Annotated in this window: 20 protein-coding genes; 13 read left to right on the forward strand and 7 right to left on the reverse strand. The window is 72.9% G+C overall.

All coding sequences use genetic code 11. From position 1 onward, the window contains the following. Positions 1–133: 133 nt before the first annotated feature. From VNL12_RS15875 to VNL12_RS15885, 3 genes are all read right to left on the reverse strand, one after another. Positions 134–2,542: a M48 family metallopeptidase gene (locus VNL12_RS15875; protein WP_325595917.1), complete on the reverse strand. Its 2,409-nt coding sequence runs from the start codon at positions 2,540–2,542 to the stop codon at positions 134–136. Between the two features lie 309 nt (positions 2,543–2,851). Next, the gene (locus tag VNL12_RS15880) at positions 2,852–3,649 is read right to left on the reverse strand and encodes an enoyl-CoA hydratase/isomerase family protein (protein ID WP_325595918.1); all 798 of its coding nucleotides are present in this window, start codon (positions 3,647–3,649) and stop codon (positions 2,852–2,854) included. A gap of 209 nt (positions 3,650–3,858) precedes the next feature. After that, positions 3,859–5,112, reverse strand: a complete 1,254-nt coding sequence (locus tag VNL12_RS15885; protein ID WP_325595919.1) for an ArsB/NhaD family transporter — start codon at positions 5,110–5,112, stop codon at positions 3,859–3,861. 223 nt (positions 5,113–5,335) lie between these two features. Here VNL12_RS15885 and VNL12_RS15890 point away from each other — a divergent pair, with 223 nt between their 5' ends. Together VNL12_RS15890 and folP are read left to right on the forward strand one after the other, a co-directional pair. Beyond that, positions 5,336–6,880 carry an FGGY-family carbohydrate kinase gene (locus VNL12_RS15890; RefSeq protein ID WP_325595920.1) on the forward strand — a complete coding sequence of 515 codons (1,545 nt, stop codon included), beginning with the start codon at positions 5,336–5,338 and terminating at the stop codon, positions 6,878–6,880. After that, positions 6,877–7,806 carry a dihydropteroate synthase gene (gene folP, locus VNL12_RS15895; RefSeq protein ID WP_325595921.1) on the forward strand — a complete coding sequence of 310 codons (930 nt, stop codon included), beginning with the start codon at positions 6,877–6,879 and terminating at the stop codon, positions 7,804–7,806. The genes VNL12_RS15890 and folP overlap by 4 nt, the downstream gene beginning before the upstream one ends. A 72-nt stretch (positions 7,807–7,878) precedes the next feature. Here folP and VNL12_RS15900 read toward each other — a convergent pair whose 3' ends face one another. Together VNL12_RS15900 and VNL12_RS15905 are read right to left on the reverse strand one after the other, a co-directional pair. Continuing rightward, positions 7,879–8,295 (reverse strand): type II toxin-antitoxin system VapC family toxin, encoded by a 417-nt coding sequence (locus VNL12_RS15900; protein WP_325595922.1) that lies wholly within the window; start codon positions 8,293–8,295, stop codon positions 7,879–7,881. Continuing rightward, the gene (locus VNL12_RS15905) at positions 8,292–8,558 is read right to left on the reverse strand and encodes an AbrB/MazE/SpoVT family DNA-binding domain-containing protein (protein ID WP_349257865.1); all 267 of its coding nucleotides are present in this window, start codon (positions 8,556–8,558) and stop codon (positions 8,292–8,294) included. Before VNL12_RS15905 ends, VNL12_RS15900 begins: the two co-directional genes overlap by 4 nt. Before the next feature lie 42 nt (positions 8,559–8,600). Between VNL12_RS15905 and VNL12_RS15910 the strand changes: the two genes are divergently transcribed. Next, positions 8,601–8,858: a ribbon-helix-helix domain-containing protein gene (locus VNL12_RS15910; RefSeq protein WP_325595924.1), complete on the forward strand. Its 258-nt coding sequence runs from the start codon at positions 8,601–8,603 to the stop codon at positions 8,856–8,858. Continuing rightward, positions 8,840–9,163 carry a type II toxin-antitoxin system PemK/MazF family toxin gene (locus VNL12_RS15915; protein WP_325595925.1) on the forward strand — a complete coding sequence of 108 codons (324 nt, stop codon included), beginning with the start codon at positions 8,840–8,842 and terminating at the stop codon, positions 9,161–9,163. Before VNL12_RS15910 ends, VNL12_RS15915 begins: the two co-directional genes overlap by 19 nt. Before the next feature lie 42 nt (positions 9,164–9,205). Here VNL12_RS15915 and VNL12_RS15920 read toward each other — a convergent pair whose 3' ends face one another. After that, positions 9,206–10,027, reverse strand: coding sequence for a glycosyltransferase (locus tag VNL12_RS15920; protein ID WP_325595926.1), 822 nt, complete (start codon positions 10,025–10,027; stop codon positions 9,206–9,208). 87 nt (positions 10,028–10,114) lie between these two features. Between VNL12_RS15920 and VNL12_RS15925 the strand changes: the two genes are divergently transcribed. Further along, positions 10,115–10,411, forward strand: a complete 297-nt coding sequence (locus tag VNL12_RS15925; RefSeq protein ID WP_325595927.1) for a hypothetical protein — start codon at positions 10,115–10,117, stop codon at positions 10,409–10,411. Between the two features lie 35 nt (positions 10,412–10,446). On the opposite strand, the gene VNL12_RS15930 is transcribed toward VNL12_RS15925, so the two are convergent. Further along, positions 10,447–11,385, reverse strand: a complete 939-nt coding sequence (locus VNL12_RS15930; RefSeq protein ID WP_325595928.1) for an alpha/beta hydrolase — start codon at positions 11,383–11,385, stop codon at positions 10,447–10,449. 125 nt (positions 11,386–11,510) lie between these two features. Between VNL12_RS15930 and VNL12_RS15935 the strand changes: the two genes are divergently transcribed. From VNL12_RS15935 to VNL12_RS15970, 8 genes are all read left to right on the forward strand, one after another. Further along, positions 11,511–12,614 carry a Zn-dependent alcohol dehydrogenase gene (locus VNL12_RS15935; protein WP_325595929.1) on the forward strand — a complete coding sequence of 368 codons (1,104 nt, stop codon included), beginning with the start codon at positions 11,511–11,513 and terminating at the stop codon, positions 12,612–12,614. A gap of 85 nt (positions 12,615–12,699) precedes the next feature. After that, positions 12,700–13,284: a TetR/AcrR family transcriptional regulator gene (locus VNL12_RS15940; protein WP_325595930.1), complete on the forward strand. Its 585-nt coding sequence runs from the start codon at positions 12,700–12,702 to the stop codon at positions 13,282–13,284. Positions 13,285–13,431: 147 nt separating this feature from the next. Then, entirely contained in the window at positions 13,432–15,135 is a 1,704-nt protein-coding gene (locus VNL12_RS15945) for a DUF885 domain-containing protein (protein ID WP_325595931.1), read from the forward strand. A gap of 2 nt (positions 15,136–15,137) precedes the next feature. Beyond that, positions 15,138–16,205: a phosphotransferase gene (locus VNL12_RS15950; RefSeq protein WP_325595932.1), complete on the forward strand. Its 1,068-nt coding sequence runs from the start codon at positions 15,138–15,140 to the stop codon at positions 16,203–16,205. 137 nt (positions 16,206–16,342) lie between these two features. After that, complete coding sequence (locus VNL12_RS15955) at positions 16,343–17,884, forward strand: molybdopterin-dependent oxidoreductase (RefSeq protein WP_325595933.1); 1,542 nt, start codon at positions 16,343–16,345, stop codon at positions 17,882–17,884. A gap of 155 nt (positions 17,885–18,039) precedes the next feature. Beyond that, positions 18,040–18,750: a fasciclin domain-containing protein gene (locus VNL12_RS15960; protein ID WP_325595934.1), complete on the forward strand. Its 711-nt coding sequence runs from the start codon at positions 18,040–18,042 to the stop codon at positions 18,748–18,750. Positions 18,751–18,919: 169 nt separating this feature from the next. After that, the gene (gene pepE, locus VNL12_RS15965) at positions 18,920–19,660 is read left to right on the forward strand and encodes a dipeptidase PepE (RefSeq protein WP_325595935.1); all 741 of its coding nucleotides are present in this window, start codon (positions 18,920–18,922) and stop codon (positions 19,658–19,660) included. Between the two features lie 199 nt (positions 19,661–19,859). After that, positions 19,860–20,960, forward strand: coding sequence for a DUF1611 domain-containing protein (locus VNL12_RS15970; RefSeq protein WP_325595936.1), 1,101 nt, complete (start codon positions 19,860–19,862; stop codon positions 20,958–20,960). Positions 20,961–20,963: the final 3 nt, after the last annotated feature.

Below are 20,963 nucleotides of genomic sequence, written 5' to 3' on the forward strand. Positions count from 1 at the left end.
CATCGGTGCTACAGGCAACCCTCACCAACCAGCCGGGGCACGCTCTGAACCCAGAGATCGAATCTCAGGCGACGAAAGTGCTCACCGGCCAGCGGGCTCGGGACCAAGTCCTAACCGACCTGGTCGACCCCCATTAGGCGAACCGGGCGCGCAAGGCGGGCAGGAGGGCGGTGAGCAGGTAGGCGTCGCGCTCGTCGAGGCCGACCTGCTCGACCCGCGCCCCGCACGGCACCAGGATCGACGGGGGCTGCAGGACCGGGTCGCCCACGTCGGACCAGGGGTACTGACGCTCGCGCCGGCCGATCGTCAGGCCCGCCGAGGACACCGTGAGGCCGGCCAGCTCGACCGGTTCACCGCGGGCCAGGCGCTCGCCGATCTCGACCCGGTGGGCCACCCCGCACGTGGCGGAGAAGAGGTCCCACAGGAACCCGAAGGTCGCCAGGTTGGCGTCGGCCTTCCCCGGCGACATGGCGGCGCGGGCCGAGGCCGCCACGCGGGCGCCCTCGACGGTGTCGAGCTCGACGCGGACGTTGACCTGCCGGCTCGGTCCGATGGCCGCCTGCTCGGCCTTGAGCGCGAGGCGGACGTGGGCGATGCGGTCGTAGGCAACGGCGACGCCGTCGAGGGAGATCCCCGCGAGGTCGACCCCGATCGTGGTCGACCGCCCGACCCGGCCCGAGAGCTCGGCGACGAAGCCGCCCTCGGGCGTGGCCACGAAGGGCGGCTGAGGTGGCACCGGCGGGGTCGGGGACGCCAGGGAGGGTGCGGCCGCCATGGGTGGTGCGACCGGCGGAGGGGGCGGACCCACCGCCGCGCCCAGGTTGGCCGTGCCTGGGTACGCAGCGCCCGGGTACGGAGCACCCGGGTACGCAGCGCCCGGGTACGCAGCGCCCGGGTTCGCCCCGGACCGCCCGGCCGGGTCGACCGGTTCGGCGGACCCGCCCGTCGCCGGCGTCGACGGACCGGGCGCAGGGGGCACGACCTCGGCGAGCAGCCCGTCCCACCGGCCCGCCACCGCCTCGTCCACCAGGGGTCCGAGGGCGACGACCCGCCCGGAGGCGTCCTGGAGGGCGACCGGTGAGGCCCACGACAGCGCCCAGCGGTGACCGCCGGCGGCGACGGCGTGGCGGGCGGCGACCGCAATCGTCGCCGCAGCGAGCAGCACCGAGCGCTCGCTGTCGGCCCCGGTGCGCCACCCCCCGGACACGAGCGAGGCCGCCAGCTCCCGATCGCGCCCACTGGTCAGCGCGGCGTGCACGCCGGGGAGGCCGGGCGCCAGGCCGATCCGGGCCAGGGCGGCGTCGGCCTCGGTGGCGCGAGCCTCCTGCTGGACGCGGGCCACCAGCTCGGCGTGGGCGACCCAGGGCACAGGGCGCAGCGGACGGCTGTCGGTCACCGACGCGAACCACGCTTCGCCGGCGGCCACCACCCAGCGCTCGGGGTCGCGGAGCAGGCACCGGGCCGCCCGGTGGTCGTGGGCCACCGGCTGCTCGTCGGCCAGCTCGGCGATGCGGGCGATGCGCTCCGGGGTGGGCGGGTGCGACGCGAGGGGGTCGACCGCCGGCCGGGCGGCATCGATCGTGGTGATGATCGACGCGACCGTCGGCGGGTCGGCCAGCACCCCGCGCAAGCCCCCGGTGAGGTCGTCGGGCCGGTGGCCGGACTCGACGAGGGGCGCCAGGTAGGCGCTGGTCACGTAGCCGTCGACGTGGGCCAGCACCTCGACGGCACGCAGGGCATCCGCGGTTGCCTGGCGGCCGGCCACCCGCACCGCGGCGCGGTCGGCGACGACCTCCTGGCTGCGCCGCACCCGGCTGCTGACGCGGCGTTGCAGGTGCCAGTACCAGGCGAAGACGCGGGCCACGATCCCGTTGCGGAGGGTGGTGATGATGCGCGACAGCACCTGGTCGGTGCGGTAGGTGAGCGGCCCCATGCGCGTGTCACCGCCGGCCAGGTGGCCCAGCTCGTGGGCCAGGACGGACCGCAGCTGGGTCACGTCGAGGCCGTCGAGGAGGGGCGTGCCGATGCCCAGTGTCCGACGCCCGGAGACGAGCCCGAGCAGGGGCCCGAACTCACTCACGTACGCGTTCACCTCGCGCACCACGACGATGCGGTCGGGGGGCCGGGTGCCGGAGGCCTCGGCCAGGCGCCGGACCTCCGCGTGCAGCTCGGGCTCGTCGTCGACCGGCACCTCGACCTCGTCGGTCGGATCGGGCGGTCGGCGCACCGCTGAGACCAGGCCCCGAACGAGGGCGACGACCACGCCGAGGGTGATGATCACCAGGTACGGCACGATGCGCCCGGCGGCGAAGACGGCCACGTTGATCCCGACGAGGGCGGCGACGACCACCGCGGAGAGGACGAACACGCCGGCCAGCAGGGCGATCGAGACGAGGGCTCGGCCGGCGAGTGAGCGGGGCTCGGGTGGGGGCCCGGTTGGCGCGGCCAGTCGGACCGGCGGCAGCGCGAGCCGCGGGGCGAGCGGATCGACAGGAGCGGGTGGATCGACAGCAGCGGGTGGATCGACGGGAGGGGGCGTCATCGACATCGACAAGGTCGTCGGGGTCGGCGGTGTCCTCCGAGGCGGTGCATCGGGCGAGGGTGCCGCGGTGCGTCGGCGGCCAAACCCATCGGCCGCTCGGCCGCTCGGCCGCTCGGCCTCTCAGACGAAGCGGAAGCGACGCCGGAGGGCGATCAGCGCTCACCTCCGACCATCGGTCCGAGATGACCGACTTCCAGACCTTCGCAGCGATCTTCCCATCATCTCGCACCGGCCCGACCGTCGACGGGGCTTCGCGGCGCTTCCCGCGGAGCCTGCCGACAACGGGCGCTCCGGGCGGGGACGACCGGGTCAACGATCGGCGGTCCAGCGAGGCGGGCGCCGCTCGCGGAACGCGGCGAGGCCCTCGGCCGCATCGTCGGTCGAGGCGGTGACGGTCAGCAGCGGGTGCAGGACGGCCAAGGCCTCGGCCGCGGCCATGTCCCAGGTGGCGTAGAACGCATCGCGGCCAAGGCGCAACGCCGTGGGCGACTTGGAGGCGAGCGTGGCGGCCAACACGTCGACCGTCTCGTCGAGCTCGGCCACCGGCACCACGCGGGTGACGAAGCCGATGCGCTCAGCCTCGATGGCGTCGACCCTCCGTCCCGTCATCATCAGCTCCAGGGCCCGCTTGGGGGCCATGGACCGGACGAGGGGCACGGTGATCATGTGGGGCCACAGGCCCACGTCGACCTCCGGGGCGCCGAAGGTGGCATCGTCGGCGGCGACGACGAGATCGCAGGCACAGGCCAGGCCGAAGCCACCGGCCAGGGCGAAGCCCCGCACCCGGGCGACGGTGGGCTTGCCCAGCGCCCACAGGTCGTTGAACAGCCCGGCCAGCTCACCCCGAGCGGCGTGGACGGCGGCCGGGTCCGTGGCCCCGTCGGTGGCCATGGCCCCCAGGTCGGCGCCGGCGCAGAACGCCTTGTCGCCGGCACCGGTCAGCACCATCACCCGCGCCTCGGGCTCAGCACGAACCTGGGCCGTGACGGCACGCAGCGCGGCGATCGCCTCCCAGGACAGGGCGTTGCGCTTCTCCTCGCGGGTGATCGTGACGCGGGCGATGCCATCGGTGAGGGCGACCTGGATGTCCGGCGACGGGGAGTCCACGGCCGCGGACCCTACCGGTCACCCCGCAGCGACCACCGGGACCGAGCCCCGCCGCGTCGCCCACCACCGAACTGGTCGGCGATCTGGGTGCCCGGACCCCCGATCTCCCCACCAGTACGGCGGAGCACCACGACCCACCCCGAACTGGTCGGCGATCTGGGGGCTCCCACCCCCGATCTCCCTACCAGTACCTCGGAGGAGGAACGGGCCTACGGGCCGAGGAGGGCCAGGACCGCAGTCGCGGCGACGAGGGCGGGGACGCCGACGCGCCCACCGGCGCTCAGGAAGTGTCGCCAGGTCACGTCGAGACCGTTGCGGCGGGCGACATCGAGCCAGAGCATCCCCGCCAGCGAGCCGGTCACGAGCACCGTCGGTCCCGCGTTGACGCCGAGCAGCCAGGCCCAGCGGGCCCGATCACCGTCAGGCAGGGCGGGTAGGCCGGCGAGGAAGGCCGGCAGGTTGTTGGTCAGGTTCGCGGCGATCGCACCCACGCCCACGATGCGCGCCGTCGCCAGGGCCCCGTCGCCCGGGCCGAGCACGGCGCCGAGATCGACCTGCTCGGCCGCGGCCACGGCCAGCACCGCCAGCCCGATCACGGTCAGCGCACTGGTCCAGGGGACGGCCGCCAGCGGCAGCCGCTGGGCCCGAAGGGCCAGCCCCAGCAACACGACCGTCGCCACCAGCCAGGGCGGTGCCCCGAGCGCATCGCCCACGGTGAAGCCCACCAGCAGCACGCCGCCGACGAGCGCGCCGATCACGAGCGCCTCGCGGTCGGCGACCGCCACGGAACCGTCGCCTACGTCGGCCTGCTCGGCGCACGCAGACGGTCCGATCAACGGGCCTGGCGCTCCCACGGCGACGACAACCATCGCGACCCGCTGCGGCACCGGCCGCCACCACACCCACCAGAGCCCGTAACCGACCACCAACGCGGCCAGCGTCGGCGGCCCGAGCGTGACCAGGTAGGCGCCCGGCCCCCGGGGGTCGCGCTGCTCGGCGATCAGGTTCGTCAGGTTCGACACCGGCAGCGTCGACGACGCCAAGGACGCGAGCAGGGCCGGCTGGAGGGCGAGACCCATCGGGTCGAGCCCGGCGCGCCGGGCGCCACGGATCGCCACGGGGGTCAGCAGCACCACCGCGGCGTCGAGGTTGACCAGCGTGACGGTGGCGGCGCCGATGACCCACAGGCCGGGCGCCAGCCAGCGGACCGGGAGCCGTCGGGCCACGGCCTCGAACACGCCCAACTCGTCGAGCAGCACCGCCAGGGGCACCGCGGTCAGGAGGAACGCGAGCGGCTCCACCAGGTCGTCGAGCACGGCCCGGGTCGCGCCGACGTCGACGAGGCCCGCCGCCAACGCGAACGCGGCGGCGCCGAGGGGCACCACGACCAGCACCGGACGCCGCAGCTGCACCACCGCCCCGGTGATCCCGACGGCAAGGAGAACCAGGGCCGCCACGGTCACCGGCCCAGCATGCCTCCTCCCCCGACCCGTCCCGTCCTGTGGCCACCCCACCCCATCCCACCCCGAACTGGTACGCGATCTGGGGGCTCGGACCCCCGATCTCGCTACCAGTACGGGGGAGGGAGCGAACCGCGACCGACGCCGACCCACCCGCGGGCGATCGGGGGCCCACGGCTGCGCGTAGGGTCGGCCGGCAGAGTCCGACCTGCAGCCGGGGGAAACCGTGACCGCCGACCACATCCTCGCCATCGACCTGGGCACGGGCGGCCCCAAGGTGGCGTTCGTCGACCTGCGGGGCCGGGTGGTGGCCCACGAGGTGGAGACCACCAGCCTCATCCTCGAACCGCCCGACGGCGTCGAGCAGGACCCCGACGACTGGTGGCGGGCCATCAGCACTGCCGTCGGTCGCCTGGTGGCCGCCGCGCCGGAGGAGGCCGCGTCGCTGATCGCCGTCGCCGTCACCTCCCACTGGACCGGAACGGTGGCCGTGGACCACGAGGGCAAGGCCATCGGCAACTCCATCATCTGGATGGACAGCCGGGGCGCCCCTCAGATCGCCGAGGCGGTCAGCGGGCGGATCAACGTCATGGGCTACGACCCCCGGCGCCTCAAGCGCTGGATCCAGCTGACCGGCGGCGCGCCCAGCCACTCGGGCAAGGACTCCCTCGCCCACATCCTGTGGTTGAAGGACCAGCGCCCCGAGGTCTACGACGCGGCCGAGCGCTTCCTCGAGCCTGCGGACTACCTGAACCTGCGCCTCACCGGCCGGGCCGTGACCTCTCATGACTGCGTGGTGATGCACTGGCTCACCGACAACCGCAACCGCGACGACGTCCACTACGACCCGCAGCTGCTGGCGTGGACCGGCGTCGACAAGGCCAAGCTCCCGCCGCTCGTCGGGTCCGCGACGGTCGTCGGTCCGCTGCTCGCATCGGTCGCTGGGGAGTGGGGCATCGCCGCGGAGCTCCCCGTCACCACGGCCATGGGCGACGTCCACGCTGCGGTCGTCGGCTGCGGGGCGGTGAAGGACTACGAGCCTCACCTGTACCTGGGCACGTCGTCGTGGCTGAGCTTCCACCTGCCCGAGAAGCGGACCGACATCCGCAACAGCATGGCTGCGTTTCCCGCCGCCCTGCCCGGCAAGTACTTCCTCGCCAACGAGCACGAGGCCGCCGGGGCCTGCCTGCTCCACGCTCGCGACCAGCTGCGCCTGGTGGCCGACCTCGGCGAGCTCAACGAGGTGGCGGCGAACGCGCCGGCCGGCAGCAACAAGCTGATCTACCTGCCCTGGCTCAACGGCGAGCGCACCCCCGTCGACGACCACACCATCCGCGGTGGCTGGACCAACCTCAGCCTGGCCCACGACCGGGCCGACATGCTGCGCTCGATCCTCGAGGGGGTCGCCTACAACTCCCGCTGGCTGCTCGAGGTGGTCGAGGCCTTCACCAAGAAGCCCCTCGGTCCCATCGTGGTCATCGGTGGAGGGGCCCGCTCTGATCTGTGGTGCCAGATCCACGCCGATGTGATGCGCCGTCCCATCCGTCGGGTCGAGGACTACCACCACGCCGGCGCCCGAGGCGTCGCCCTGGTGGCTGCGGTGGCCCTGGGCCGCATCACCGCCGAGGAGATCGACGGGCTCGTCGCGGTCGAGAAGGAGTTCACCCCCGACCCCTCGACCGCCGAGGTCTACGACGAGCTCTACGACGCGTTCCTCGCCACCTACAAGGCGACCAAGGACATCCACGCCCGGCTCAACCAGGGACGATGACCGCGACCTCCTCCTCGTCCCTGGCGGCGGGGGGCATCGAGCTCCCGCTCGACCGCCCGCTGCTGATGGGGGTGGTGAACGCCACCCCCGACTCATTCTCCGATGCCGGTCGCTACCCCACCACCGAGGCCCGTGCCGCCCGGGCCACCGAGCTGGTCGAGGCCGGCGCCGATGTCATCGACGTGGGCGGGCAGTCCGGCATCACCGGCGTCCCCGAGCTCGACCCCGACGAGGAGATCGCCCGGGTCGTCCCGCTGATCGAGGCCGTCCGGGCCGCGCACTCGGGCGTCGCCATCTCGATCGACACCTACAAGCCACTCGTCGCCGACGCCGCCCTCGCCGCCGGGGCGTCGATCGTCAACGACACCAGTGGGCTGCTCTACCCCGACATCGCCGAGGTGACCGCGGCGCGCCGCGGCGCCCTGGTGGTCATGCACAACCGGTCGCGGCCCAAGGTGCGGATGACGGACCCCTACGCCTACGCGGATGTGGTCGACGACGTGCGGACGTTCCTGGCGGAGAGGTCGGCCGAGGCCGTCGCCCGAGGGGTGGCACCCGAGGCGATCATCCTCGATCCCGGGCCCGACTTCGCCAAGACGCCGCACCAGACCGTCGAGGTGCTCCGCCGCCTCGACGAGGTCAACCCCGACGGCCGGCCCCTGCTGCTGGCCGTCTCCCGCAAGGACTTCATCGGCGCCCTCACCGGGACTCCGCCCGCCGAGCGGCGCGACGGCACCCTCGCCGCCCTCGCCGTCCTCGCCGCGCCGGGGCGGATCTTCCGGGTCCACGACGTGCTCGGCGCGGCCCGGTTCCTGCACGTGCTCGGAGCCCTTCAGGGCCAGGTGGCCGTCGCTCGGGACCTCCTCCTCGCCCCCGAGCTCCGCCGCACCGCCGCCAGCCAGGCTGCCACCCCACCGAACGGCTGAGGTCCCGCGCCCGGCCTCCGGGGCGTCGCCCCGACGACCAGTTCGACGGCGGCGCGCTCGTGCCTGTCCGGGTCAGCCGATCAGCTCGACCTCGGCCCCGAGCAGGCCGTAGGTGTCGAGGGCCCGACGGTCGCGGGTCGCGAGCGGCAGGTCGTGTTCCACGGCCACCGCACCCACCAGTGCGTCGTTCACCGATCCGCCGGCGATGCCGGCCGCGGCGAGCCGGGTCAGGAGCAGGGCTGCGCCTTCGGGGCCGAGGAAGCGACTGTGCGGGAAGTTGGTGGCGAGCAGCCGGTCGAGCGATGCGGGGACGCGTCGCAGCGGCGCGGGCAGTCGGGTCAGGACCGAGAAGGTCTCGAAGGCGGCATGCCCGGCGAGGCCGAGCCGGCGCCCGGACAAGGCCTCGACCACCATCTCGTGGTGATCGTGGTCGGCGACGACGAAGGCGACGGCAACGCTGGTGTCGACCAGGGCGTCCGCTCCGGTCACCGCTGATCGGCGTCGCGGAGCGCCCGGACGGCGGCGTCGTCGAGCGGGACTCCGCTGCGGGGGATCACCAAACGTCCGTCGTGCTCGTCGAGGGACTCCACGGCCCGCGCCTCGACCCGTAGGACCGCTCCGTCGGCCGTCACGTCGACTTCGCCGGGGCCGAGGCCGAGGCGGTCGCGCAGCTGCTTGGGGATCACCAATCGGCCTGCCTTGTCGATGGTTGCTCGCTCGCATGGCAGCAAGGAACATCGCCCCCCGGTCACTGTCCGCAACCGCCCGGTGGTGCGCTGCGGTATGCTGCGGGCATGACCACCCAGCTCGCGATCAAGCTCCCTGACGAGCTCGTCGTCCGGCTCGACCACCTGGTCGGAGAGGGACGCTTCGCCAGCCGCTCGGAGGCGGTGCGAGACGGCATCCGGAGAGTCGTTCGCGACGCCGAGCGGGCCCGCATCGACGAGGCCTTCGTCGCCGGGTTCGCCCGCCACCCCGACGACGCTCTCGGAGAGGCCACTCGGCTCGCGGTCGAGGCCATCGAGGACGAGCCGTGGGAACGCTGGTGGTAGCCCGTGGCGAGCTGTGGTGGGGCGAGACACCCGAGGAGAAGGGCCGACCCTTCCTCGTCGTCAGCCGCGACGCGGCCAACGCCGTCATGGCGCGCGTGCTCGTCGCGCCGGTGACCCGCCGTCGACGCGGCGTTCCCAGCGAGCTGCCGGTCGGCGGGGCCGAGGGGCTGCCGTACGAGTCCGTCGCCAGCTTCGACAACATCCGGCCGTTCCCCAGGTCGATGCTCGTGCGCCGCCTCGGCGCCATCGAGGGTGATCGCCGCCACCTGCTCTGTGCCGTCGCCGCCGCAACCCTCGATTGCTGAGACTGCGGCCGCCCAGGGCGGTACGGCCGGGAAGGGGTCCGGTCAGCGGAGAGGCGGCCGGAGGATGACGGCGCGACTGGCCGGGTGGTCGGGCGCCACCAGGGCGTCGAGCGTCGGCCCGCTCCCGCCCGGGACCGACAGGCGGTCGGTCGCGGCGAGGGCCCGGAACAGCCCGACGATGACCTCGGCCGACATGCGGCCCAGGTCGGCCAGGGACTGTGGGGGGTTGCGGGCCTCGCCCAGGTCGACCTCGCGCAGCGCGTCGGTCCCCACGGCGGCGACGACCTCGATGAGCATGGCGATCTCGAGGCCGTACCCGGTGGCCAGTGGGATGCGCTCGAGCAGCGAGCGGCGGATGGCGACCTGACCGCTGAGCGGCACCTGCAGGTGGGCGACCTCGGGCACGAGCAGCGAGAGGAGGGGCCGCGCCACCAGCTCCGAGACCCGCCCGCCCTCGTCGGAAGGGGTGACGCCGTCGACCCGGAGGCGCACGAAGGAGCCCTTGGCGAAGGCGATCGCCGGGTCGGCCCGCAGCGGGGCGACCAGGCGACGGGCGAAGCCGGCCACATCGGCGATCAGGTCCGCGTCGAGCAGCACCACGATGTCCTCGGTCACCGTTCCGAGCCCGCGCCACACCGAGTCGCCCTTGCCCCGCACGGGCCCGAGGTCACGGCGGAGCTCGGCGGTGGCCACGACATCGGCGCCCGACGCCCGGGCGATCGATGCCGTCGCGTCACACGACCCGCCGTCGAACACGACCACGCGCTGGACCTCGCCCGAGGCCACGAGCGGCAGCAGGGCCGCGAGGGTGGTGCCGATCTGGTCCTGCTCGTCCAGTGCGGGCAGGCACACGGCGACCGTCACGGGCGCGCACGGTAGCGGGGAGCCAGTTCACCAGCCGGTGTCGGGTCGGGCTGGCCTGCGTGGCGACCCGAGCGCCAGGCTGTTGCGGTGGCCGACCCGTCCCCGACCGATGGCCCCGCGGCGCCGGCGACGGCCGAGGACCCGGTGCTGGCCGAGCGCCGCCGCATCGCAGCGTGGGTGAGTCGAGGCCAACGTCTGGGCTACGGGCTCTTCGGCCTGGCCGTCGTCGTGTTCTTCGTCGGCTTTACGGTCGGCTTCGAGCAGTGGGCGATCAACGTGATCGTGGCCAGCATCGTGATCGGCTCGCTCGTCCTCGCCCCCGCCCTGGTGTTCGGCTACGGCGTGAAGGCTGCGGACCGCGCCGACCGCAACGACGACTGGTAGCGGCGGTCGGCTCGGCGCCGGCGGGCCCTCTCATCTCAGTCGTGGAGCGCGGCCCGAAGGCCGTCGGCGGCGGCGACGCACGCGGCGTCGGCGTCGGGCGAGATGGCACCCATGGCGAAGAAGCCGTGGATCATCCCGACGTGGGGCACGTGCTGGACAGCCACGCCGGCGGCGGCCAGCTTGGCCGCGTACGCGTCGCCCTCGTCGCGCAGCGGGTCGAACTCGGCGGTGAGCACCTGGGCCGGGGCCACCCCGGCGAGGTCCGGGGCGTGCAGCGGCGAGACCTCGGGCGAGGTGGGGTCACCATGCTCGCGCCGGGCGCCGAGGTACTGGTCCTCGAACCACTCCATGCTCGCTTGGGTGAGGAAGTAGCCGTCGCCGTTCTCGGTGATCGACGGATGAACCATCGTCAGGTCGGTGGCCGGGTAGACGAGGAGCTGGTGGCGGATCAGGGGAGCGCCCTCGTCGCGAGCCCGGATGGCGACCAGGGCCGCAAGGTTGCCCCCGGCCGAGTCGCCTCCCACCGCCAGCCGGAAGGGGTCGGCTCCGATCTCCGCGGCGTGGCCCGCGACCCAGGTCAGCGCGGCCCAGGCGTCGTCGGGGCCGGCGGGGTAGGGGTGCTCGGGCGCCAGGCGGTAGTCGACCGAGACCACGACCACACCGGCCCGGGCGCACAGCTTGCGGGCGGTGGCATCGACGGTGTCGAGGCTCCCGATCACCCACCCTCCGCCGTGGTACCAGACCACGACCGGAGCCACCTCGGCGCCCTCGGGCCGGTAGACCCGCACCGGGATGTTGCCTCCCGGTCCGGGCACGGCGCGGTCCTCGACCGAGCCGACCGGCACCGGCTCGCCGTCGGTCACGGCACCGGCGGCGAACAGCGCCCGCAGCTCGTCGGGCCTGATCGTGTCGAAGTCGACGGGGCTGGCGGCCACCAGGTCGAGCAGGGTCTGGATCTCGGCGACGACGGGCATGGGAGACCTCCGTGAGAGAGTGGCAGAGGTCACCTTAGGGGCTCGTGGGCCGCGCCCTTGACCCGTGGGTCAGGATCGTCGACTACAGTGCGGACCGTCCTGCCGAGGCGCCCCTGGAGGCACGCATGAAGGCTGCAGTTCTCACCGGTGTCGGAGCCGATCTGGAGATCCGAGACGACGTTCAGATCGCTCCTCCCGGGCCCGGCGAGGTGCGGGTGCGGGTCGCCGCCTCCGGCGTCTGCCACTCCGACCTCTCGGTCCAGAACGGCACCATCCCGCTGCCGACGCCCATCGTCCTCGGCCACGAGGGCGCAGGGGTCGTCGAGGAGGTCGGCGAGGCGGTCACCACGGTCGCCACCGGCGATCACGTGGTGCTGTCGTTCGTGCCCAAGTGCGGGGTGTGCGAGGCATGTCTGCGAGGCCAGCCCTACATCTGTGAGACCTCCGCGATGCAGGCCGCCGGCGGCCTGCTCGACGGCACCACCCGCCTCACCTCCGATGGCGCCGCCCTCCACCAGATGGCTTGCCTCGGCACCTTCGGCGAGGTCGCCATCGTGCCCGAGATCAGCGTCGTGAAGATCGCCCCGGACGTGCCCCTCGACATCGCCGCCCTGATCGGCTGCGGGGTGCTCACCGGGGTGGGCGCCGCGCTCAACACCGCCTCGATCCAGCCCGGCGACACCGTCGCCGTCATCGGCTGCGGCGGCGTCGGCCTCAACGTGATCCAGGGCGCCCGCATCGCCGGCGCGGCGCGGATCATCGCGGTCGACAAGTTCGCATCCAAGCTCGACATGGCCAAGCAGTTCGGGGCCACCGACATGGTGAACCCTGACGACGGGGACACCGTCGGCCAGGTCATGGCGCTCACCCAGAAGGGAGTGCACGTCGCCTTCGAGGCCATCGGGCTCGAGGCCACGATCACCGCCGCGGTCGACATGCTGCGCCCCGGCGGTGAGGCCGTCATCGTGGGGGTGCCCCGCATGGATGTCATGCTCACCTTCAACGCCGCCTTCACCTTCCTCTACCTGAACAAGTCGGTGAAGGGCTGCTGGTACGGTTCCGCGGACGTGCAGCGCGACGTCCCCAAGCTCATCAAGCTGTGGCAGGACGGTGAGCTGAAGCTCGACGAGCTGATCAGCAAGGAGATCCAGATCGAGGACGTGAACGGAGCCTTCGAGGCCATGGAGTCGGGCGAGGTCGCCCGGTCCGTGATCCGTCACTCCCACTAGACCGCGGCGAGCCTGGGTCCCGGGGTCACCCCTCCCCCCGCCCCCGGGGCCCGGGCTCGCCCGGACATCTGAGTAACGTCTGGCGATGGGCTCCCGCCTCCCCGCCGCGGCCCGGCGGCGCCAGCTGCTCGACGTCGCCCTGGCCACCTTTGCCGAGCACGGCTACGGCGGGGTGACCATGGACCGGGTGGCCGAGGCCGCCGGGGTCACCAAGCCCGTGCTCTACCAGCACTTCGGGTCCAAGCGGGCCCTCTACCTCGAGCTGGTCGACGACGTCGCCGACCGCCTCGAGGGCGCCGTGGTCAAGGCCACCGCCGACGCGTCGTCACCGCGGGAGCAGGTCGAGGCCGGGTTCCGGGTGTACTTCCGGTTCGTCACCGAGCACCGCGACGCCTACCGCCTGCTCTTCACCGCCGACAGTCGTCGCGACCGTGACCTCACCGAGGCGGTGTTCCGGGTCGAGGAGACCTTCGCCCACACCATCGCGGCCCTGATCGACGTCGAGGGCTTGTCCGACCAGGACCGCCTGGTGCTGGCGCGCGGGATCGTGGGCATCGCCGAGGTCACCAGCCGCCAGTCACTCGGCGACGCCGCCCCGGACCCCGACGCCATGGCCCTCCGGGTCGCCAACCTGGCCTGGGCCGGCCTCCGCGGCATCCGGGGTTCCTGACCTCGACCCCCGCCGGGCTGGTCGGTCGAGCTGTGACGCGATCTGGCGGCTGAGCCGCCCAGATCGCGCCCGGGCCCGAGACCGCAGGCGCGTCGCGTCGCGCAACATGGGGACGCAGATCTCGTGCCGACCGGCATGATGGTCGCCATGGCTGAGTCCCCCACCACCCCCCTGCGCGCCGTGGCCGACGAGTACTGGGAGGCCTTGTTGCGGGTGAACCCCACCTACGCGACCTTCCTCGGCGATCGCCGGTTCGACACCCAGATCGAGGACATCTCGATCGCGGCCGAGGCTGAGCAGGAGGTGCAGTGGATCGTGCTGCGTCAGCGGGTGGCCGACCTCGACATCGCCGACGACGACCTCGCGGCGCGCGTCACCCGCGACCTGTTGCTCGAGACCCTCGACGACGCCCTGGGCCACATCGCGCACCGCACCGCCGAGCTGCGCTACGACCAGATGGACGGCGTGCACGCCGGCCTGCTCACCACTGCCCCCCAGATCAACGCGCCCGAGCCGCAGAACGCCCTCGACCTCGTCGAGCGCCACCGCCGGGTCGGCGATCTGCTCGACGCCGCCGCGGAGCGCTTCCGGGCCGGCGTCGCCGCCGGCCGCACCCCACCGCGACTGGTGGTGGAGCGGGCCCTCAACCAGGTCGACGGCTACCTCGCCTCACCCCTCGACGGTGACCCCTTCACCACCTTCGCCGGCCCGGAGGGCTGGGACGGCGAGGACCAGTGGCGGGACGACCTGCGCACCGTGGCCGCCGACGTCATCCGCCCCGCCTTCGCCCGCTACGGCGCGGTGCTCCGCGACGAGCTGCTGCCGGTGTCGCGTTCCGACGACGAGCCTGGGCTCAGCTCCATCCCCGGCGGCGACGAGCTCTACCGCTTCCTGATCCGCTCTCACACAGGCCTCGACCTCGACCCCGCCGAGGTCCACCAGATCGGCCTCGATGAGCTCGCCCGCGTCGACGAGCAGATGGCCGAGGTCGGGGCGCGCCTCTTCGGCACCACCGACCGAACCGAGATCTTCGACCGGCTGCGCACCGACCCGGCCCTGCGCTACGACCCGGACCGCCCCGAGGAGCCCCTCGACGACGCCCGCCGCTGCCTCACCTCCGCCCGAGCCCAGATGGATCAGTGGTTCGGGCGGCTCCCCCAGAGCCCGTGTGAGGTCAAGGCGGTGCCTGACGTGCTCGCCGCCGATGCTCCCGCCGCCTACTACTTCCCGCCTGCGGCCGACGGCAGCCGGCCCGGCACCTACTTCGTGAACACCCACGACGCCGGCGAGCGCAACCGGTTCGACACCGCCTCGGTCGCCTACCACGAGGCCATCCCGGGCCACCACCTCCAGCTCGCCATCGCGTCGGAGCTCACCGACCTGCCGGCGTTCCAGCGCTTCAGCTTCGGCCACACCGCCTTCGTGGAGGGCTGGGCCCTCTACACCGAGCGCCTGGCGGATGAGATGGGGCTCTACGCCACCGACCTCGATCGCATCGGGATGCTCGTCAACGACGCCTGGCGAGCGTGCCGCCTCGTCGTCGACACCGGGATGCACGCCCTTGGATGGACGCGCCAGCAGGCCATCGACCTCATGGTCGCCCACATGCCCGTCGGCGTCGACGAGATCACCGTCGAGGTCGACCGCTACGTGGCCATCCCGGCCCAGGCCCTCAGCTACAAGGTGGGCCAGCGAGAGATCCTGCGTCTGCGGGCCGACGCCGCCGGTGCCCTCGGCGACCGCTTCGACATCAGCGGCTTCCACGACGCGGTGCTCGGCTCGTCGACGGTGAGCCTGCCGGTGCTCGGCGCCATAGTCGCCGACTGGGTCGCGCGCCGAGAGGCGGCCTGACGGTGCCCTCGGGCACCGCCGGGCCGACCCCCCACCCCGACCGCCGGGTGCACACCCGTCACCCGCTCCCGGCTCCCCCGCCATCCGCCCCGCCGTCGATCGACGACCTGGCGACGACGTTCGGCCTCGACCCGGTCGGCGCCGAGGTCGTGCGGGCCGCCAGCCGCCACGTCGTGCGGTTCCCTGCTTCGGCGGTACGCACGTTCGCGGTTCCCGCCGGCACCCGGGCGCCGCGCGACGAAGCGGCCGTGGCCGCCCTGCTGGCCGATGCCGGTGTCCCGGCGGCGCGTCGCCTGGCCGGCCCGGCCCCGATCGACGGCTGGTCGGTCACCGCCTGGCGGGAGATCGCCGGGGCGGAGGGCGCGGCCCCGGTCGATGCCGCCACCGTCGGCGCCCTGGCCGCTCGCCTCCACCGCGCCACCGGCGCCCTCGACCGGCGCGGGCTGGTCGCCTGCGACCCGGTCGGCGCCGCCCTGGCCCAGCTCGATGCGGCGGCGCACCACGGCGCGACCGACGCCGACGACATGGACGTGCTCCGGGGCGAGGCCACCCGACTGGAACCGGCGTGGCAGGGCGCCGTCGATCGGGCCCGGCCCGAGGCGGACGCGGGGTCCGGCGAGGGTGCCGCGAAACCGCCGCCCTGCTGGGCTGTTGGGCCCCACCAGGGTGGCAGTTTGCGGTGTTGCGATTCGATCGTCCCCGTCGCGCCGGGTGCGGTGCTCCACGGTGACCTGCACCCCGGCAACGTCGTGGCCGGGCGCGACGGCCCCGTGCTCGTCGACCTCGAGCTCGCCGGGTGGGGGCCCCGCGCCTTCGACGCCGCGCCCACGGCCGCCATGATCCGCTGGTACGGGCGACCCGAGACCGACGGGACGGCGTTCGACGTTGCCTACGGCGCGCCGCTCACCGCCGCCGCGCGCCAGGGCCGCCTCGACGAGGTCTGGCGCCTGTGGTCCACCTGCTGGGCCGTCGCGAACCGCCACCGGTCCCCCACCGACGAGGACGAGGCCGTGGTGCGGGTGGCTACGATCCGCGACGGTGCGGCCACCCGCCCGTGGCGCCTGCGCTGACACCGGTCCAGTCCGCGACGGGGGTCGGTGTCGAACCCCCAGATGTGGCTCCCTCACGATCGATCCTCGCAAAGCTCCGTCCCGCGAAGGGCACGGGCAGGGCAGTTCTTGCTGGCCTGATCGCGGCCGCCGCCGGCGTGGCCGTCGGCGAGCTGGTCGGCGGCATCTTCAGCTCCGCCGGCTCGCCCGTGGTGGCCGTGGGTGGCTACGTGATCGACAACGTGCCGCCGGGGGCCAAGGACTTCGCCATCGAGACCTTCGGCACCAACGACAAGCTGGCCCTGATCGTCGGCACGCTCGTGATCCTCGCCCTGCTGGGCATGGCCCTCGGCCCGCTGGCCCGGCGCCGCCCCAAGTTGGCGGCCGCCATCGTCGTGCTGGTCTCCCTCGCCGGGGTCCTGGCGACCATCAGCGAGATGGACGTCAGTCCGCTGATCGCGGTGTGGCCGTCGCTGGTGGGTGCCGCCGCGGCCGTCGGCGCCCTGATGGTGCTGATCCGCCCCCGCGCCGCCTCCGCGGCCGCGCCCGCCGACGATGAGCACGACGCCGACGCGACGAACCTCGCGGATGAGCCCTACGCCTACTCCGCCGCGGATGAGCCGACTGACGACATGGCGCCGCGCCGCCAGTTCCTGATCGCCTCGGGGACAACGATCGTCCTGGCCGGAGCGGCCGCCGGCGCCGGGCGCTTCTTGGCCGGGCGCAACAGCGCGACGGCGAGCCGTGAGGAGCTGGCCCTGCCCCAGCCCGTCGAGTCCCTGCCGCGCGTGTCCGACGCCGTGGCGCCCAACCCTCGTGGTGTCACCCCCTTCATCACGCCCAACGACGACTTCTACCGCATCGACATCAACCTGACCGTTCCCCAGGTGAAGACCGAGGGCTATGAGCTCACGGTCAAGGGCATGGTCGACAACGAGCTCACCATCTCCTGGGACGATCTCCTGCAGCGCGAGATGCGTGAGTACGACATCACCTTGACCTGCGTGTCGAACCAGATCGGCGACAACCTGGTCGGCAACGCCCGCTGGCTCGGCTTCCCGCTCTCCGAGCTGCTCGACGAGGCCGGGGTGAAGGACGGCGCCGATCAGGTCGTCGGGCGCTCGACCGATGACTACACCGGCGGCTTCCCGCTCGAAGCGGCCTATGACCGCGACGCCATCGTGGCCATCGGCATGAACGGCGAGCCCCTCCCCCTCAGCCACGGGTTCCCCGTCCGCCTGGTGACCCCGGGCATCTACGGCTACCTCTCGGCCATCAAGTGGCTAAAGGAGATCGAGGTCACCACGTTCGACGCCTTCGACAGCTACTGGGTGCCCCGGGGCTACGCCGAGATGGCCCCGATCAAGACCATGAGCCGCGTCGACACCCCGAAGAGCCTCTCGAAGATCGACGGCGGGCAGATCGTGATCGGCGGCGTGGCCTGGGCCCAGACCCGAGGCATTCAGAAGGTCGAGGTCCAGATCGACGACGAGGACTGGCAGGAGGCGGAGCTGTCCGAGGCGCTGAACAAGGACACGTGGGTGCAGTGGACCGTTCCGTTCGAGACCACCCCGGGCTTCCACACAGTGAAGGTGCGGGCCACCGACGGCACCGGCGAGACCCAGCCCGAGGAGCGCACCGACCCGCTGCCCGACGGCGCCACCGGGTGGCACACCCGCCGCTTCCGCGTGAACGGCTGAGCGTCGAGCGGGAATCTCGCCCCGGACCCATCCACCCCGGGCCGGAGACCGAACACATGACCGGCGCCCGGATCGGGTTCGCCGAACCGGCTTCTCCGAACGGCCGGCTCCCCACCCTGAGAGGACACCCTGCAATGCGTACCAAGAAGCCCTGGATGACACTCGTGGCGCTGCTCGCCGCGCTCTCCCTCATCGCCGCCGCCTGTGGCGACGACGAGGAAGACACCGTCGCTGACGCCACCGAAGAGGCCGGCGACGCCGCCACCGGCGAAGAGGACACCGAGACCGAGGCCGGCACCGAAGCCGAGACCGAGACCGAGGGCATGACCGAGGAAGACGGCATGACCGAGGAAGAGCCCAGCGGCGAGGTCGCCGAGCCGGTGGGCGAGGCGTGCTCCGCCATCCCCGCCGACGGTGAGGGCAGCAGCGCCGGCATGGCCGACGATCCTGCCGGCACCGCCGCCAGCAGCAACCCGGTCCTGTCCGACCTCGTCGACGCTGCGACTGCGGCCGAGCTGGTCGATGCCCTGAACGACCCCGAGGCGGAGTACACCATCTTCGCCCCGTCCAACGACGCCTTCGCCAAGCTCGACCCGGCCGTCGCCGAGGGTCTCATGACCGACCCCGAGATGATGGAAGACCTCACCGACATCCTCACCTACCACGTGTATGCCGATGGCATGCTCGACGCTGAGGCTCTGGCCGGCGAGGACACCCTCACCATGCTCAACGGTGACGACGCCGAGATCGCGGCCGAGGGTGACACCATCACCATCAACGGCGAGTCCATGGTCGTCTGCGGCAACGTGACCACGGCCAACGCCACGGTCCACATCATCGACACCGTCCTCATGCCCCCGGCGTGAGCCGACGCTGACGGCAGCCGCCCCTGACCGGGAGGCTGGTGATCGAGGAGGGAGCCCGGGTCTTCGGACCCGGGCTCCTCCGCGTGCGGGCCCATGTCCAGGACGGCGGTGGGGTGGGCCCGGTCGCCCGATGGGTGGGAGCCGAGGTGACCCCACCATCATGGGAGCGATGGAGTTCCTGTTGCTGTCGAACTCCACCAACCACGGCAGCACCACGTTCACCCACGCCGCCGAGGCCTTGGCCCAGGTGGCGGCCGGCGACCGGGTCACGTTCGTCCCCTACGCCCTGGCCGACTGGGACGACTACGCGAAGCGGGTCACCACTGCGTTCGACACCTTCGGCGTCGAGGTCACCTCGGCTCACCGCTCCGGGGCCCCGGAGCGGGCGATCCTCGAGGCCGACGTGGTGATGATGGGCGGCGGCAACAGCTTCCGCCTGCTCGACGCCCTCTACGGGCTCGACGTGATCGGCGGACTGAGCCGTCGCGTGCGAGCCGGAGAGACCCGCTACATGGGCGCGTCGGCGGGGACCAACGTGGCCTGCCCGAGCATCCGCACCACCAACGACATGCCGATCTGCCTCCCGCCGAGCTTCGCTGCCCTCGGCCTGGTGCCGTTCCAGATCAATCTCCACTACGTCGACCGCGACCCCGGCTCCACGTTCATGGGCGAGAGCCGCAAGGATCGGATCACCGAGTTCCTGGAGGAGAACCACTGCCCGGTCCTCGCCATGTACGAGGGGTCGTGGCTGCGCGTCACCGGCGAGACCGCCAGGGTGACCGGTCCGGCCCGCCTTTTCGAGCGCACCGGCGGGGTCGCGTTCGCCGATGGTGTCGATGTCTCCCAGCTGCTGGGTCTGACCCCGATCTTCGACGGTGGGCGGCGGCCCCGGCGCGGCGGATCGAGCTGAGACCCCCCGTGCCCTCCGGCCGCGGCGGGCCCGTCGGGCTCCTCCGCGGTCCCGTTCGGGCCCGACCGCGGACGGGGGACCGGGTCCGCCGGTGCGGTAGTCTGGTCCTTCACACCCTTGGTGGGGACCCTCTTTGATCTCCGGCCGCCCGCGGCCGGGCCCAATCCGTCGACTCCTCTGAGACAACTCGAGGAGCGACATGTCGCCAGCCCCCCACACCGGTTCGACCGCCGTGGTCTACTGCGAGGCCAACTTCGGCGCCATCGACGGCAAGACGGCCAACGGGCTGGTCCGTCACTCCGAGCGCTACGAGATCCTCTCGGTGATCGACAGTGAGAAGTCGGGGCTCGATGCGGGTCAGGTCCTCGGCGACAAGCCGAACGGGGTCCCCATCTGCACCGATCTGGCCGACGCCATTGCGGTGGCGGGTCGGATCCCGGACTTCTTCATCTTCGGCATGGCCCCCTCGAGCGGCCTGCTCTCGCCCACCGAGCGGCGCATCGTGCTCGAGGCCATCGCCCTCGGCATGAGCATCGTCAACGGGCTCCACGAGTTCTTGAACGACGACCCGGAGTTCGCCGCGGCCGCCGCCGCCCGTGGGGTGGAGATCCTCGACGTGCGCCGCCCGCGCGGCAAGAAGGACCTCCGCATGTTCAGCGGGCGCATCGCAACGGTCACCTGTCCGCGAATCGCGGTGCTGGGCACCGACGGAGCCATCGGCAAGCGCACCACGGCCACGATCCTCACCCGCTCGCTCAACGACCGCGGCACCAAGGCCGTCCTCGTCGGCACCGGTCAGACCGGCCTCATCCAGGGCGCCCGCTACGGCGTCGCCCTCGACGCGATCCCGTGCCAGTTCTGCTCGGGCGAGATGGAGGCCACGGTGGTGGAGGCCTTCGAGGGCGAGCACCCCGACGTGATCGTCATCGAGGGCCAGGGGGCGCTCAGCCACCCCGCCTACCTGACGTCGAGCTTCATCCTCCGGGGCAGCCAGCCCGACGCCGTCATCCTCCAGCACGCCCCGAACCGCACGAAGCTCGGCGACTTCGCCCACGTCCCGATGCCGACCGCGGCGAGCGAGATCAACCTGATCCAGACCTTCGCCGACACCCGGGTCATCGGGCTGACGCTCAACCACGAGAACATGACCGACGCCGAGGTCACCGCGGCGATCGCCCGGTACGAGGGCGAGCTCGGCATCCCCGCCACCGATGCCCTGACCCGCTCGCCGGGCCGACTGGTCGACATGGTGCTGGGCGCCTTCCCCGAGCTGGAACGGAAGCTCGCCCTCACGACATGACCG

Source organism: Iamia sp., assembly GCF_035575815.1.
Classification (GTDB): Bacteria; Actinomycetota; Acidimicrobiia; order Acidimicrobiales; family Iamiaceae; genus Iamia.

What these genes read in the sequence shown, in the direction of transcription:
- VNL12_RS15940 (WP_325595930.1), top strand. Translation starts at nt 12,700, where the DNA reads ATGGGCTCCCGCCTCCCCGCCGCGGCCCGGCGGCGCCAGCTGCTCGAC.
- VNL12_RS15910 (WP_325595924.1), top strand. Translation starts at nt 8,601, where the DNA reads ATGACCACCCAGCTCGCGATCAAGCTCCCTGACGAGCTCGTCGTCCGG.
- pepE (WP_325595935.1), top strand. Translation starts at nt 18,920, where the DNA reads ATGGAGTTCCTGTTGCTGTCGAACTCCACCAACCACGGCAGCACCACG.
- VNL12_RS15945 (WP_325595931.1), top strand. Translation starts at nt 13,432, where the DNA reads ATGGCTGAGTCCCCCACCACCCCCCTGCGCGCCGTGGCCGACGAGTAC.
- VNL12_RS15930 (WP_325595928.1), bottom strand. Translation starts at nt 11,385, where the DNA reads ATGCCCGTCGTCGCCGAGATCCAGACCCTGCTCGACCTGGTGGCCGCC.
- VNL12_RS15875 (WP_325595917.1), bottom strand. Translation starts at nt 2,542, where the DNA reads ATGACGCCCCCTCCCGTCGATCCACCCGCTGCTGTCGATCCACCCGCT.
- VNL12_RS15935 (WP_325595929.1), top strand. Translation starts at nt 11,511, where the DNA reads ATGAAGGCTGCAGTTCTCACCGGTGTCGGAGCCGATCTGGAGATCCGA.
- VNL12_RS15960 (WP_325595934.1), top strand. Translation starts at nt 18,040, where the DNA reads ATGACACTCGTGGCGCTGCTCGCCGCGCTCTCCCTCATCGCCGCCGCC.
- VNL12_RS15970 (WP_325595936.1), top strand. Translation starts at nt 19,860, where the DNA reads ATGTCGCCAGCCCCCCACACCGGTTCGACCGCCGTGGTCTACTGCGAG.
- folP (WP_325595921.1), top strand. Translation starts at nt 6,877, where the DNA reads ATGACCGCGACCTCCTCCTCGTCCCTGGCGGCGGGGGGCATCGAGCTC.